At 74.4% G+C, this 12,778-nt stretch carries 13 protein-coding genes; 8 read left to right on the top strand and 5 right to left on the bottom strand.

The genetic code is table 11. The annotated features are described in order from the left end of the window. Window positions 1-75 precede the first annotated feature (75 nt). Entirely contained in the window at window positions 76-531 is a 456-nt protein-coding gene (locus AB0D67_RS31210) for an ATP-binding protein (protein WP_362944003.1), read from the top strand. 186 nt (window positions 532-717) lie between these two features. Here AB0D67_RS31210 and yidC read toward each other — a convergent pair whose 3' ends face one another. The 3 genes from yidC to AB0D67_RS31195 all read right to left on the bottom strand — a co-directional run bounded on the left by yidC (window position 718) and on the right by AB0D67_RS31195 (window position 1,967). Next, the gene (gene yidC, locus AB0D67_RS31205; protein ID WP_362944001.1) at window positions 718-1,413 is read right to left on the bottom strand and encodes a membrane protein insertase YidC; all 696 of its coding nucleotides are present in this window, start codon (window positions 1,411-1,413) and stop codon (window positions 718-720) included. A 126-nt stretch (window positions 1,414-1,539) separates the two neighbouring features. Further along, window positions 1,540-1,803: a DUF6412 domain-containing protein gene (locus AB0D67_RS31200; RefSeq protein ID WP_362943999.1), complete on the bottom strand. Its 264-nt coding sequence runs from the start codon at window positions 1,801-1,803 to the stop codon at window positions 1,540-1,542. Continuing rightward, complete coding sequence (locus AB0D67_RS31195) at window positions 1,800-1,967, bottom strand: hypothetical protein (protein ID WP_362943997.1); 168 nt, start codon at window positions 1,965-1,967, stop codon at window positions 1,800-1,802. Before AB0D67_RS31195 ends, AB0D67_RS31200 begins: the two co-directional genes overlap by 4 nt. A gap of 126 nt (window positions 1,968-2,093) precedes the next feature. On the opposite strand from AB0D67_RS31195, the gene AB0D67_RS31190 reads away from it, so the two are divergent. Together AB0D67_RS31190 and AB0D67_RS31185 are read left to right on the top strand one after the other, a co-directional pair. After that, window positions 2,094-2,789, top strand: a complete 696-nt coding sequence (locus AB0D67_RS31190; RefSeq protein WP_362943994.1) for a response regulator transcription factor — start codon at window positions 2,094-2,096, stop codon at window positions 2,787-2,789. Window positions 2,790-2,924: 135 nt separating this feature from the next. Continuing rightward, window positions 2,925-4,052 carry a HAMP domain-containing sensor histidine kinase gene (locus AB0D67_RS31185; RefSeq protein WP_362943992.1) on the top strand — a complete coding sequence of 376 codons (1,128 nt, stop codon included), beginning with the start codon at window positions 2,925-2,927 and terminating at the stop codon, window positions 4,050-4,052. Between the two features lie 127 nt (window positions 4,053-4,179). On the opposite strand, the gene AB0D67_RS31180 is transcribed toward AB0D67_RS31185, so the two are convergent. Beyond that, window positions 4,180-4,677: a hypothetical protein gene (locus tag AB0D67_RS31180; protein ID WP_362943990.1), complete on the bottom strand. Its 498-nt coding sequence runs from the start codon at window positions 4,675-4,677 to the stop codon at window positions 4,180-4,182. Between the two features lie 223 nt (window positions 4,678-4,900). Here AB0D67_RS31180 and AB0D67_RS31175 point away from each other — a divergent pair, with 223 nt between their 5' ends. From AB0D67_RS31175 to AB0D67_RS31165, 3 genes are all read left to right on the top strand, one after another. After that, window positions 4,901-5,254, top strand: coding sequence for an STAS domain-containing protein (locus AB0D67_RS31175; RefSeq protein ID WP_362943988.1), 354 nt, complete (start codon window positions 4,901-4,903; stop codon window positions 5,252-5,254). Window positions 5,255-5,265: 11 nt separating this feature from the next. Continuing rightward, entirely contained in the window at window positions 5,266-5,946 is a 681-nt protein-coding gene (locus AB0D67_RS31170; RefSeq protein ID WP_362943986.1) for a glycosyltransferase, read from the top strand. Between the two features lie 217 nt (window positions 5,947-6,163). Next, window positions 6,164-7,717, top strand: a complete 1,554-nt coding sequence (locus AB0D67_RS31165) for a hypothetical protein (protein ID WP_362943984.1) — start codon at window positions 6,164-6,166, stop codon at window positions 7,715-7,717. Here the strand turns inward: AB0D67_RS31165 and AB0D67_RS31160 are convergent. Continuing rightward, on the bottom strand, window positions 7,599-9,845 hold the full coding sequence (locus AB0D67_RS31160) for a hypothetical protein (RefSeq protein ID WP_362943982.1): 2,247 nt from the start codon (window positions 9,843-9,845) through the stop codon (window positions 7,599-7,601). The genes AB0D67_RS31165 and AB0D67_RS31160 overlap by 119 nt on opposite strands. A gap of 231 nt (window positions 9,846-10,076) precedes the next feature. Here AB0D67_RS31160 and AB0D67_RS31155 point away from each other — a divergent pair, with 231 nt between their 5' ends. Together AB0D67_RS31155 and pheA are read left to right on the top strand one after the other, a co-directional pair. Continuing rightward, window positions 10,077-11,495 carry a glycosyltransferase 87 family protein gene (locus tag AB0D67_RS31155; RefSeq protein ID WP_362944045.1) on the top strand — a complete coding sequence of 473 codons (1,419 nt, stop codon included), beginning with the start codon at window positions 10,077-10,079 and terminating at the stop codon, window positions 11,493-11,495. Window positions 11,496-11,701: 206 nt separating this feature from the next. Next, entirely contained in the window at window positions 11,702-12,622 is a 921-nt protein-coding gene (gene pheA, locus AB0D67_RS31150; RefSeq protein WP_362943980.1) for a prephenate dehydratase, read from the top strand. Window positions 12,623-12,778 lie beyond the last annotated feature (156 nt).

Raw genomic sequence — 12,778 nt, 5'->3', positions numbered from 1 at the left:
GGTTTCTAAGACCATCTAACGGGGCATTTCGGTCGTAGCAGGTGTGTTCCTGAGGGGGAACGGGGAAACGGGGAGGTGAGTGCGTCGAGCGTCGTCCTGTTGCCGTATGCACCGTCCAGCGTCGCTGTCGCACGCCAACGTCTCTGCTCCGACCTGCAGGAATGGGGGGTCTACGAGACCGCCATCGACGATGCGGTCCTCGTGGTGAGCGAGCTGCTGAGCAACGCGCTCCGGCACGCGCACCCGCTGCCGTCCGGTCAGGTCATGGTCGCCTGGCGATGGTCCGGGGGATGCGTCGAGGTCGCTGTGAGTGACGGAGGCGCCGCCACCGAGCCCCGCGCCGGACGGCCCACCCTCTCCTCCCTGGGCGGCCGCGGTCTCGGCATCGTCGAGTACGTCGCCGAGCACTGGGGCGTCAGGCACGAGGGGGAGATCACCACGGTCTGGGCGCTGGTCACCACCGTCACCGTCACCGACGCGGACGCCGGCCAGGGGTCCGTCCCCGAGCCCGCGCTGCGGGAGTGCGGATAGGACCGTTCCGCCCGTCCACTCACCGACCGGCCCGCCGCTCACCGGCCGACCGGTAGCTCACCCCTCGTGCACCGGCCGACCGGTCGCTCCCGGCCCATCGGCCGAGATGTCCGTACGGCCCGGCCACGGCCCGGCTACGGCCCCGCCGCGCGATGACGACGCGGCAGGGCGGCGGCAGCGGCGGAATCAGGTCGCGGCGGGCGCCGGACGGTACAGCACGGCTCGCTCCGCGGCGGTCCAGGCCGTACTGACCAGCAGATAGATCCCGGCCGCCAGCGGAAGCACGGCCGCCGCCAGCAGCGTGCCGAACGGCAGCAGCGGCATCAGCCTGCGGAGCGCCTCCGGCTGGACGTGCTCGCCCATCGTCAGGCGCGTCCGCCGCGACGTCACCCAGGCCACGGCGAACAGCAGCAGGAAGAGACCGGCGAAGACCAGTGTCGGCCCGCTGAGCAGGCCGAACCCGGCCACGGCGCCCGCGAACTGCTGCCCGAGCGGCACGCCGAACAGCCCGTGGACCAGAAGCGCGTTCGCATGCCCGGCGATCATCGAGGAGGTGAACGCCCGGTACGTCACCGTGAAGAACGGGAGCTGCGCCAGACCGGGCAGGCAGCCGGCCATCGGGGAGACCTTCCGGTCGGCGTAGAGCGCGCTCACCTCCCGGTGCAGCCGTTCGGGGTCGCGGCCGTGCCGCTCCCTCAGCTCCCGGACTTTCGGCGCCAGCAGCGCCTGGGCCCGCGCGCCCCGGGCCTGCATGACGCTGAGCGGAAGCAGCAGGAGCCGGACGCCGAGGGTGAACAGGACGATGGCCAGCGCGGTGGAGTGCAACGGCTGCGCGAGCGCGCCGATGAGGCCGGCGGTGAACGCGACGGCGGAGTCGAGCATGGGGGACCCTTCTGAGCGGAGTGAGACCGGCACAGAGGGCGCCCGCGGCCGGACGCATCCCGGCGGGCTTCTCCCGGCGGGTGTTCCCGGAGGGAGCCGCGTCGGATGTTTCCGGCGGACGGAACCTTACGCGGGCGCCGGGCCCGCTGACGGCGCTCTCGGCCGTGACCGCCCGGCCGCGTCGGGATCGCGCTGCCGTACGAACATCGTCCGCCTGGCCCGGTCACGCTCCCGCGACGGGAGGCGGCGCGGATCGGAGACGGAGGGCACCGCGCGCAGCGCCCAGGCGAGCAGGAGCACGCCCAGGCCGACGACGGCGACGGCCGTGACCGCCCCGCCGCCGTCGAACATCCAGACGAACAGCGTCTGGAGGGCGAGCAGGAGGCTCACTTCGAGAGCCGGCTCACGACCGTGACCACGGCCACCACCGCGAACGCCACCACCGCCAGCACGAGCACGAACTTCAGCAGCCCGAACAGCGCGGGCAGCACGAGCGCGAACACGACGTAAAGCGCCAGCAGGACGCCCAGGACCGCCATCACGGTACGAGTCATGAGATCAACGGTACGCGGGGCGCGGGTTCCACGGGGGCGGCGAGGATAACGATCCGCTCTCCCCGGTTCTTACGGACCGGTGACGCGGGCGCGGCGGGCGGCCCGTGCGGGCCTACCGTGGACGTCATGAGCGCGCGCATTCTGGTGGTCGACGACGACCCCACGGTGGCCGAGGTCGTGGTCCGCTATCTCGAACGCGACGGCCACCGGGTGGAGTGCGTCTCCGACGGCGCCGAGGCACTCCGCCGGGCGCTGTCCGACCCGCCGGACCTGATGGTGCTCGACCTGATGCTGCCGAAGATGGACGGCCTCACCGTCTGCCGGAAGCTCCGCGAGCGCCGCCCGATCCCCGTGATCATGCTGACCGCGCTGGGCGAGGAGATCGACCGGGTGGCCGGCCTGGAGATCGGCGCCGACGACTACGTCACCAAGCCGTTCAGCCCCCGGGAGCTGGCCCTGCGGGTGCGGTCCGTGCTGCGGCGGGGACGCGGCGCCGCCGCGGCGGCCGGGACCGGCGTGCTCCGGGACGGCGACCTCGTCGTCGACGTCGACGCCCACGAGGTACGGCTCGGCGGCGCCGAGGTGACGCTGACCACCCGCGAGTTCGACCTGCTGGCCCACCTCATGCGCAACCCCCGCCAGGCGTTCGGCCGCGCGGCCCTGCTCGACCAGGTCTGGGGCTGGTCCTTCGGCGACTCCTCCACGGTGACCGTGCACGTCCGCCGCCTCCGAGAGAAGATCGAGCCGGACCCGGCCGCACCCCGGCGCATCGTCACGGTGTGGGGCGTCGGCTACCGTTTCGAGCCCACGCCGGAGGTGTGACCCCCGTGTCCCCACCCGCCGTACCGGTCCCGTGGTCCTCCGCCCGGTCCACGCCCGAGGGGTGATCCCCGTGTTCCCACCCGCCGTACCGGTCCCGTGGTCCTCCGCCCGGCCCATACCCCAGGGGTGATCCCCGTGCTCCCCGAGATCCTGGTCATCGTCCCGGTCACCGCGGGACTCGGCCTGCTGGTGGCGCTGGCCGGCCTGGGCGCGATGCGGCTGCTGCGCGAACGGTCGATCGGCGTGATGCTCGCGGTGGTCGCCGTGGTGACCGTCGTGGCGACGGTCGGCGGGGTGGTCGCCATCACCCTTGAGATGATCATCGAGGGCACGCCCCGGGACATCGTGCTCAGCGTGGTCGCGGTCGGCGGGCTCGTCGGGCTGGGGGTCGCGGCGGTGCTGGCCCGCCGGGTCGTCGCGGCCAGCCGCAGGCTCGTCGCGGCCGTGCGCGCCGTACCGCCGTCGGGGGAGTTCACACCGCCCCGCGGCCTGCCCGCCGAGCTCGACACCATCGCCAGGACCCTGGACCAGGCGTACGAGCGCATCCGCCTCGGTCACGAGCGCGAACGCGCGCTGGAGAGCGCACGCCGCGAACTCGTCGCCTGGGTCAGCCACGACCTGCGCACCCCGCTGGCGGGCATGCGGGCCATGGCCGAGGCGCTGGAGGACGGCGTGGCCGGCGATCCGGAGACCGTGGCCCGCTACCACCGGCAGATCCGCCTGGAGGTGGACCGGCTGTCGGAGATGGTGGGCGACCTGTTCGAACTGTCGCGGATCCACGCGGGCGCGCTGCGGCTGTCGCGCTCCCCGGTCGGCCTCGGCGACCTGGTCGCCGACGCCCTGGCCGGCGCCGAACCGCTGGCCAGGGCCGGAAACGTACGGCTGGCCGGCGAGGCGGGCGAGGTCGTCCCGGTCGTGGCCGACGCGGGGGAGCTGTCGCGGGCGCTGCGCAACCTCGTGGTCAACGCGATCAGGCACACCCCCGCGGACGGCGCCGTGCTGGTGCGCGCGGCGGTGGAGGGCGAGGTCGCCTGCCTGTCGGTCGCCGACGGCTGCGGCGGCATCCCGGACGAGGACCTGCCCCGCGTGTTCGACGTGGCCTTCCGCGGCGAGGCGGCCCGGACCCCGGGCGCGGAAGGCGCCGGGGCCGGGCTCGGCCTGGCGATCGCCCGGGGCATCGTCGAGGCGCACCAGGGGACCATCGGCGTGGTCAACACCGGGCCCGGCTGCCGCTTCGAGATCCGCCTGCCGCTGCCGGCCTGACCCCCGGCCGCCGCCTCGGGGCCCTCCCGGGACTCACCGCCACGGCCGGTACGCGGGCCGGCCGGCCCGGGACCGCTGCCGGCCGCCCCGGCGTCCGCTCACCGCGACACCGGGGCGGCCGGTGGTCTCACGTGTCGTGGGGGCCGATCCAGGGGGAGACGAGGACCACCCGGGTATCCCCCCCGTCGTCGCCGGAACCGCTGGAACCGCCGGGGTCGCCGGGATCGACGTGCCGGTAGGAGGACGGCGCCCGCGGCGTGTCGAAGGACTCGACCATGGCGCGGAAGGTCGGGCACGGCCAGCGCCACATGCAGCCGCGGCACCGCAGGATCGGATGGGCCGCGTCACTGGTGATGCCGCCCGCGTCGCGTGGCCGGTGGAGGTCGAGGAGCCGGACCCCGAGCGTGGCGAAGCCGAGAAGCTCCTCGCGCGCGCCTTCCAGGAAGTCGAGGTCGTCACCGGTCAGGCGGGTCCTGATCGGGACGTATCCCTCATGGCTCATCATTCCGCGGAGTGACCCGGCCGCGTCGTGCCACGAGGTGGCCTTCTCGGTTCGGGTGATCATGGACTCCAGGTGGTCCCGGAGCCGCTGTCGCTGGGGGTCCTCAGGAAGGTCGGTGTTCATGGTGGATCGAGCCCGTTTCTGCTCAGCGGTCGTCGCTGCCGTGGCGCAGTGGACGGGCGGGAGAGTTCCGGGTCCCTCCCTTCCCGGCCGAGCCGGTATTGCGCAGTGTCAAGTCTCGCGCACTCTGGGTTTCCGTGGGGCCGGAACGGGGGACAAAAGGCCGACGACTCGTCCTTGGGCGAGAGAACGTGACCCGGGGCCTTCGCGCCGCTAGTGTGCCGCTGTGGAGCTAAAAGTCTCAACTCGATCTCATGCCGGGCACACCGTCATGACTATCACCGGCGAAATCGACCTTTACACGGCGCCGGGACTGCAGTCCGAGTTCACTCGGCTGCTCCAGGAGAGTCCGACCACGTACGTGGTCCTCGACCTCTCCAAGGTGGAGTTCTGCGACTCCACGGGGATGAACGTGCTGCTCGCCGCGCTCAAGCGGCTGCGTGAGCGCGGGGGGACCATGGAGCTGGCCGCGCCGCGGCCCGCCGTACGCAAGATCCTCCAGGTAACCGGGCTCGACTCGGTGTTCACCGTGCACGACGCGGTGCCGGACGAGTCGCTGTCGGCCGAGCCGCAGGGGTGACCGGCGCAGCGATGACCGGCACAGCAGTGATCATCCCCGCCAAGGACGAGGCGGACAGGATCGGCGCCACCGTGGCCGCCGCCACGGCGCTCCCGGGCGTCGATCTCGTCGTGGTCGTGGACGACGGCTCGGCCGACCGGACCGGCAGGGTGGCCAAGGCCGCCGGGGCACGCGTCGTACGGCACAGCCGCAACCGCGGCAAGGCCGCCGCCATGGAGAGCGGTGCCGAGGCGGTGCGCCTGTTCGACGGTGAGAGTCCCAGGAACCTCCTGTTCCTCGACGCCGACCTGGGCGAGACGGCGCGCACCGCCGCGCCGCTGATCGAACCCGTCGCGTCGGGTGAGGCCGACATGACCATCGCCGTGTTCGTCACCAGGGTGAAGCTTGGCGGCCACGGGTTCGTGGTACGGCTCGCCCGCGAGGGCATCGAGCGGGCGACCGGCTGGACCCCGGCCCAGCCGCTCAACGGCCAGCGCTGCCTGACCAGGGCGGCCTTCGAGGCCGCCCGCCCCTTGGCGCACGGCTTCGGCGTGGAGACCGCGCTGACGATCGACCTGCTGCGCAGGGGGTTCCGCGTGCGGGAGGTCGAGGTGGAGATGGCCCACCGGGCCACCGGCACCGACTGGAGGGCCCAGGTCCACCGGGCCCGGCAGTTCCGCGACGTCGCCCGCGCCCTGCTGGTCCGCCGCTAGGACCTGTTTTGTGGATCTTTCCGCCTACTGCGGTCGCCCAGGCGGCCCCTCGCCGCGTTGTCGTCGTCACCCATAGCTCCGCTATGGGCTTCCTCCTCCGCCTTGCGAGGGACCACCTGACCGATCCTCGCCACGGCGAAGATCCACAAAACAGGTCCTAGCCGTCTGCCGCAGGCCGCCGCCCGGGGCACCGCGCCGGATGTGCTGGAATTTGCGGGTGACTCGGGATCCGGCGGTTGTCGACGACAGACGAGCTCCCGCGCGTGGCGCGTTCCGGGGGCTCGACGCGGCCGCCTACGCGGCCGTCGGGCTGTCGGCGACCCTGACGGTCCTGATCGGGCTGCTCGGACCGTCCGCGATGGTCCCGGCGCTGCCCGGCCCGGCCTGGCAGCCCCCCTACTCCCTGGGCGCGCGCCCAGACGGCCACCTCGTGATCGTCATGGCCGCGGCCGCCATCGTGCTGGGCGGTCTCGGGCTGGCCGGCGCGCTGCGGGCCCGGAGCGGCCCCGCCCCCCGCCTGCTGCTCGTGGCCGGCTGCGCGACGGCCGGGCTGCTGGCCCTCCTCCCCCCGTCGGGCTCGGCCGACCACCTGAACTACGCCGCCTACGGCCGCCTGGCCGCCCTCGGCCTCGATCCCTACGCGGTCACCCCCGCCGAACTGCCCGCCGACCCGGTCACCGGAGCGGTGGAGGAGTGGGCCGGCGTGACGAGCGTGTACGGCCCGGTGGCGACGGCCGTGCACGCGCTGGCGAGCCTGGTCGGCGGTGACTCGGTCAGGCTGACGGTCTTCGCGATGGCGGCGTTCAACGCGGCCGCGTTCATCGGGACCGCGCTGCTGCTGCACCGCTTCACCCGGGCCGACGCCGTGCTGTGCCGCAGGGCGGCGCTGCTGTGGGCGGCCAACCCGCTGATGATCTATCACCTGGCCGCCGGGATGCATGTCGACACCCTCGCCGTGGCCTGCATGGTCGCCGCGCTCGTGGCCCACGCGGCCGGGAACGCGGCGCGGGCCGGCGCCGTGCCGGGTGGTCCGGCCGTATCCGGGGGTTCTGTCATATCGGGCGGGTGGTGGCGGGCCGGGAGCGGCGTGCTGCTCGGGCTGGGCATCGGCGTGAAGCTCAACGCCGGGCTGGTCGCGCTCGGCCCGGCGTGGGAGCTGCGCCGCTCGCCGCGCCGGCTCGCCGTCGTCGCGGGCACCGCCACGGCCACCGTGCTGCTGACCTACGGCCTGGCCGGGCCGCACGTGCTCGACCAGGTGGGCGCGGCCAGCAAGAAGGTCTCCCTCGCCACCCCGTGGCAGCTCGTCAAGACCGGCCTGCAGGCGGCCTTCGGGCCCGGCGCGTACTCGTCCTGGATCCAGCTCGGCTCGACGCTGCTGCTGGCCTGCCTGGCATGGCTGATCCTGCGGGCCACGCCCCGGGCCACCGCCCCGGCGGTCGCCGCGGCGCTGGTGGCCGCCTGGCTGTTCGCCGCGCCGTACGCGCTGCCGTGGTACGACGGGCTGGCCTTCGCGCTGCTGGCGATGGCGGGCGGGGCGTCCTGGCCCGCGCTGGAGACCTTCGTGCTGGCCAGGACGGTCGTTCTGTCGCTGGGCTACCTCCCGGCCAGGGAGGCGATGCGCCCGGCCGACCTGCTGTGGCTGAAGACCCTGCTCAGGGAGCGGGTGGTGCCGTGGTCCCTGCTGGCTCTGACGCTCGCCCTGGCGTGGTGGGCGGCGAGAGCCGGAGCGCGCGCACGCAGGCGGTCAGCGTCAGCGGCACCGCGACCGTGAGCGCCATCGCCGGGATGGCGATGCCGGAGTCGTTCAGCAGGAACCCCGCCAGCGCGCAGACCAGCGCGCCGATCAGCCCGGCGCGCAGCGCGGGCGCCAGCGCGTAGGCGCGGCCCAGCGCGGAGGCGCCCCACCGGGAGGGGCGGTCCAGCACCAGGAACAGGAAGGCCAGCGCGACCAGCGAGAGCAGGGTCAGCGGCCAGTTGCCGACGGTGATCCCGAGCATCGCGCCGAACTTCCGGACGACCACGGCCCACGCCTCGCCGTCCAGCACCTGCTGGACGAACGCGCCCAGGTGGGTGCGCCGGTCGGCGGGCCGCAGCCAGTCGGCCACCGCGATCGCCGTGATCGCCAGGACGCCCGCCACACCGATCAGCACGACCTTGGCCACCGACAGCCGGCGGCCCGACAGCAGGACCGCGAGGACGGCCACCCCGGCCAGGAACGCCGGGACGCCGCCGAAGTCGGCGCCCCATCCCGGCCAGCCGTCGGCGAACACCGCGAGCCCGCCGTACAGGACGCAGACGGTCAGGGCGAGCGCGCGGCGCCCGCGGGACAGCAGCCACTGGGCGATCCCGGCCAGTGCCAGGATGGTGCCGGCCGAGTAGACCGCGAAGGCGATGTTGCCGAAGCCGTAGAAGCGCCCGCCGGTGACCGGCTCGTAGCCGCCGACCGCGTTCACCTGGAGCCGGGAGCCGGTCATCACGTCGGCCAGCAGCGCCAGCGAGGTGACCGCGGCGACCACGGTCGGCGGGCCGAGGACGTGCGTCCGCCACGGCCCGGCCAGGGCGAGCGCCGCGACCACGCAGGCGATGCCCACGATGGTCAGGACCAGCGCGGCCATCGGCGCGGGCAGGCTCCACCACGGCACGAGCTGGGCCAGGAAGATGGCGACGGGGATCGCGCCGCTGACCGTCGCGACGCCCCGGACGGCCGTCAGCGCCCGCGAGCCGCCCCAGCCGCGCCGGAACGCGACGGCGGCCAGCACGTAGAACAGGATCTGCACGGTCACCAGGCCGGTGAAGAACGGCCCCCGCACCTCGCGCAGCACCTCGCTGGCGAGGTCGTCGTCGGCCAGCCGCTCCACCGTGGCGGCCGTGCTCCCGCCACCGCCGTCCCCGCCGCTCTCCCCGCTCGGCCCGGCGCTCTGCCAGGCGTGCCCCACGACCGTGTTCGGCGCCGTGAGGCCGAGCAGGGCGACCACGGTGGCGGTCAGGTCGGTGTTGGTGACCAGGCCGTCCTGCCGGGTGGAGGTCGCGGTGAGCATGCCGCGCGGGTACGGCGCGCCGCCGGGGGCCGTTCCCCGGGCGACGGCCACGTGCAGGTGGGCGGCCGGCGAGGCGTCGGACAGGCCGCCGAGCAGTACGGTGGCGCCCGGCGGGACCCGGCCGAGGACCGCGCCCACTCCGCGGTCGGCGGCGGCCGCCGCCTCCCGGCGGGCCCGCTCGGTCAGCGCGGCGGGCAGGCCGTCGCCGCCCGGACGTCCCCGCAGCCACGCCTCGGCGAGGTCGGGGACCTCCGCCACCACCAGCCGGTACGGCGCCAGGTCGCCGAGTCCGTCGATATTGGGGAAGTATTTACCGATATTTCCGGCTTTGTCGGCGGCGGCGAGCGCGGCTCCCGGCCCGGCCGCCGCCACCTTCCCCCCGCCGTCCACCACGAGCTGCCCGAGCTGCCCGAGGACCGGGCGGTAGGAGACCTCGGCGGCGTTGTAGGCGGTGAGCCGGGACCAGTCCGGCACACTCGCCCCGCCGTCCGGCCCGGACCGCGGCGCGGCGGGCGGCGCGCAGCCGTCCCCGGGCGCGCCCGCCCGCTGCCCCGCCGAGACGGTCAGCCAGCCCGCGACCGGGCAGATGAGGCTCCGCCCCGGCGGGGGCACCGCCCGGGTGGACATCGACGCGGACCCTCCCTGCTCCACGAGCCTCCACAGGTTCGGAGTCCGCGCGCGGTCGAGGTCCTCCCATTCGAGGCCGGGCACACCGATCACCACGACCTGCCCGGACGACGCCGGCGAGGCGGAGGCGGCGGCGGCCGTACCGGGGACGAGGAGGACCACCGTGAACGCGGCCCACAACACCCACGCGGCGGCCCGATGAACGGGCCTGTGACCGCCGTGCACCGCACCCATGAGACTCCCCCGTGTCCGTGAACCGTCAGGTCCTGCTTAGTGGATCATTCCGTCTGCCGCGTCTGCCGCGTCTGCCGCGTCTGCCGCGTCTGCCGCGTCTGCCGCGTCTGCCGCGTCTGCCGGGTCCGGCCGGGTCCGGTCGGGCGGCTCCCCGCGTCGGCGGAGATCCGCGGGCGGGACCGGGACCGGGGCCGCCGGTTTACCAGCCCCACGGTAACCTGCCTGCTCGTGATGACTGGCGAGGCGACCGCGACGACCACCGGCAGGCGGCCACCGTGGGCGTGGCCGCTCGCGCTGCTGCTCGTCGCGGCGGCGGCGGCCCCGCTGGTCCTCTACTGGCTGGGAAACGTCGACGACCAGCGGCTGGTCGACCTGGACGTGTACCGTACCGGCGGCCAGGCGCTCCTCGAAGGCCGGCCGGTCTACGACTTCGTGACGCCCGCGCCGCAGCTCCTGCCGTTCACCTACCCGCCGGTCGCGGCGATGCTGGCCGTACCGCTGGCCATGATGTCCTGGCCGGTCGCCCAGTGGGTGTGGACGGCCGGGATCTTCGCCGCGCTCGCCGTCACCGTCGCGTACGCCTTCCACGCCGCGCTGGGCCGCTTCGCACAGGGCCGCATCGCACCGGGCCGTTTCGCTTCAGGTCGCGCCGCTTCAGGCCGCGTCGCTTCGGGGCCCGGCGTGCCGGGCGGCGGTGAGCCGGACGATGCCGCGTCCGGCCGCGTCGCCCCCGGTCGTGGCGTGCCGGGCCGTACGGCCGCGCCGGCGGAGGGACGGCGGGGCGGGTTGTGGCTCCCGGCGGTGTTCGCCGTCCTGATGGTCGCCTGCACCTACCTGATGCCGATCAGGGACCAGATCCGCTTCGGCCAGGTGGACATCCTGCTCGTCGCGCTCTGCCTGGCCGACTGCGCGGCCCGCCGCCCGATCTGGCCGCGCGGACTGCTGATCGGACTGGCCACCGCCGTCAAGCTCACCCCCGGTGTCTTCCTGATCTACCTGCTTCTCACCGGGTTCGGTCCGGGCGGGCGGCCGGAGCAGCGCCGGGCCTTCTTCATGGCCGCCTTCACCGCCGCGCTGCTGACCCTGCTGCCGTTCCTGGTGATCCCGTCCGACGCCGCCGGCTTCTGGTTCCACGCGCTGCTCGACCCCGAACGGCTCGGCGCCAACGCGGCGACCACCAACCAGTCGATGCGCGGCATGCTGATCCGGCTCTACCTGCCCGACGCGCCGACCTCCCTGCTCTGGCTGGCCCTGGTCGCCGCGGTCGGCTGGCACGGCTTCCGCCACGCCCGCCGGGCGTTCCTCGACGGGCACGCGACGACCGGGGTCGCGCTGACCGGTCTGATGGCGGTGCTGCTGTCGCCGGTGGCCTGGATCCACCATCTGGCCTGGGTGGTCGTGGTCCTCGGCGCGCTGGCCGGGGACGGGCGCGATCCGGTGCGGGTCCGGGTGGCCGCGGGCGTCTGGCTGTACTACGTGGTGCCCGTCCCCTGGTGGGGCGTGACGATCAAGGCCGCGGAGATCCCGGTGCTCAGCCCCGTGCTGGGGAAGATCGTCCAGAACGGGTTCGGGCTGGGCGCGCTGGTCCTGGTCTGGCTGCTCGCCTCGTGGCTGCCGAGACGCCGCGAGACGTTCCGGTCGCTCGCCTGAGGCCGCCCGCCCGGCGCCTCCCGTGGGGCCGCTCGACTCCGTCCGCCTTCCTGACGCCTCCTGTGAGACCGCCCGCCCGGCGCCTCCTGTGAGGTCGCTCGCTTAAGGTCGCCCGCCCGGCGCCTCCCGTGAGGCCGCCCGTCCGGCGCTTCCCGGCACGTGTGGTTCATCACCGTTTCCGGACCGGCACCGGATAGCCTGGCCTCATGCCGAAACTCGCCTACCTGGGCCCGGAGGCCACCTTCACCGAGGAGGCCCTGCGCATCCTGGCACCGCACGCGGAGGGTCTGCCGAGCGCCAACGTCAGCGCGGCGCTGGACGCCGCCAGGCGGGGCGAGGCCGACGGCGCCGTCGTGCCGCTGGAGAACTCCCTGGAGGGCGGCATCAGCTCGACCCTCGACGAGCTCGCCTGGGGCGAGCCGCTGCTGATCACCGCCGAGCTGCTGCTGCCGGTGCAGTTCTCCCTGCTGGCGCGGACGGAGATGCCGCTCTCCAGCGTCAAGCGGGTCTACACCCATCCGGCGGCCATCACCCAGTGCCGCGGCTTCGCCGCCCGCGAGATGCCGGACGCCGTGGTGGTCCCGGCCCCGTCGACCGCGGCCGCCGCCCAGGAGGTGGCCGACCCGGGCTCGCCGTACGACGCGGCCATCGCCGCGCGCATCGCCGGCGAGCGTTACGGCCTGGTGGAGCTGGCGTCCGGGGTCGGCGACCGGGCCGACACCGTGACCCGCTTCATCCGCCTCTCCCGGCCGGGCAGGCTTCCCGAGCCCACCGGCTCCGACTGCACCTCGCTGGTCGCCTTCCTCACCGACGACCACCCGGGCGCGCTGCTGGAGATGCTCACCGAGTTCTCGGTGCGCGGCGTCAACCTCACCCGCATCGAGTCGCGGCCCACCGGCGACGGCATCGGCCGCTACTTCTTCCACTTCGACTTCGAGGGCCACGTGGCCGAGGCCCGGGTCGGCGAGGCGGTCTCCGGGCTGCGCCGCATCTGCGCCGGCGTCCGCTTCCTCGGGAGCTACCCGCGCGCCGACGGCGTGGCGCCGCGGATCAAACGGGGCACGGCCGACGACGACTTCGCCGAGGCCGCGGACTGGCTGTCCAGGATCCGCTCCGGCCGGCCCTGATCTTTCCTGGCGGTCCGGCTCCTCGGGCGGTCCGGCCTCTCCGGGTGTTCTCGGTCCCTCCGGATGTTCCGGACCTTCCGGACGGGCCGATTCCGCCGGACGGGCCGATTCCGCCGGACGGGCCGATTCCGCCGGACGGGCCGATTCCGCCGGACG

The sequence above is a fragment of the Streptosporangium sp. NPDC048047 genome (assembly GCF_040653115.1).
Taxonomy (GTDB): Bacteria; Actinomycetota; Actinomycetes; order Streptosporangiales; family Streptosporangiaceae; genus Streptosporangium.
Note: the sequence above shows the minus strand (reverse complement) of the source record. Positions and strands in the feature narration are given on the sequence as shown.

What these genes read in the sequence shown, in the direction of transcription:
- yidC (WP_362944001.1), bottom strand. Translation starts at nt 1,413, where the DNA reads ATGCTCGACTCCGCCGTCGCGTTCACCGCCGGCCTCATCGGCGCGCTC.
- AB0D67_RS31170 (WP_362943986.1), top strand. Translation starts at nt 5,266, where the DNA reads ATGACCGGCACAGCAGTGATCATCCCCGCCAAGGACGAGGCGGACAGG.
- AB0D67_RS31190 (WP_362943994.1), top strand. Translation starts at nt 2,094, where the DNA reads ATGAGCGCGCGCATTCTGGTGGTCGACGACGACCCCACGGTGGCCGAG.
- AB0D67_RS31155 (WP_362944045.1), top strand. Translation starts at nt 10,077, where the DNA reads ATGACTGGCGAGGCGACCGCGACGACCACCGGCAGGCGGCCACCGTGG.
- AB0D67_RS31160 (WP_362943982.1), bottom strand. Translation starts at nt 9,845, where the DNA reads ATGGGTGCGGTGCACGGCGGTCACAGGCCCGTTCATCGGGCCGCCGCG.
- AB0D67_RS31195 (WP_362943997.1), bottom strand. Translation starts at nt 1,967, where the DNA reads ATGACTCGTACCGTGATGGCGGTCCTGGGCGTCCTGCTGGCGCTTTAC.
- AB0D67_RS31180 (WP_362943990.1), bottom strand. Translation starts at nt 4,677, where the DNA reads ATGAACACCGACCTTCCTGAGGACCCCCAGCGACAGCGGCTCCGGGAC.
- pheA (WP_362943980.1), top strand. Translation starts at nt 11,702, where the DNA reads ATGCCGAAACTCGCCTACCTGGGCCCGGAGGCCACCTTCACCGAGGAG.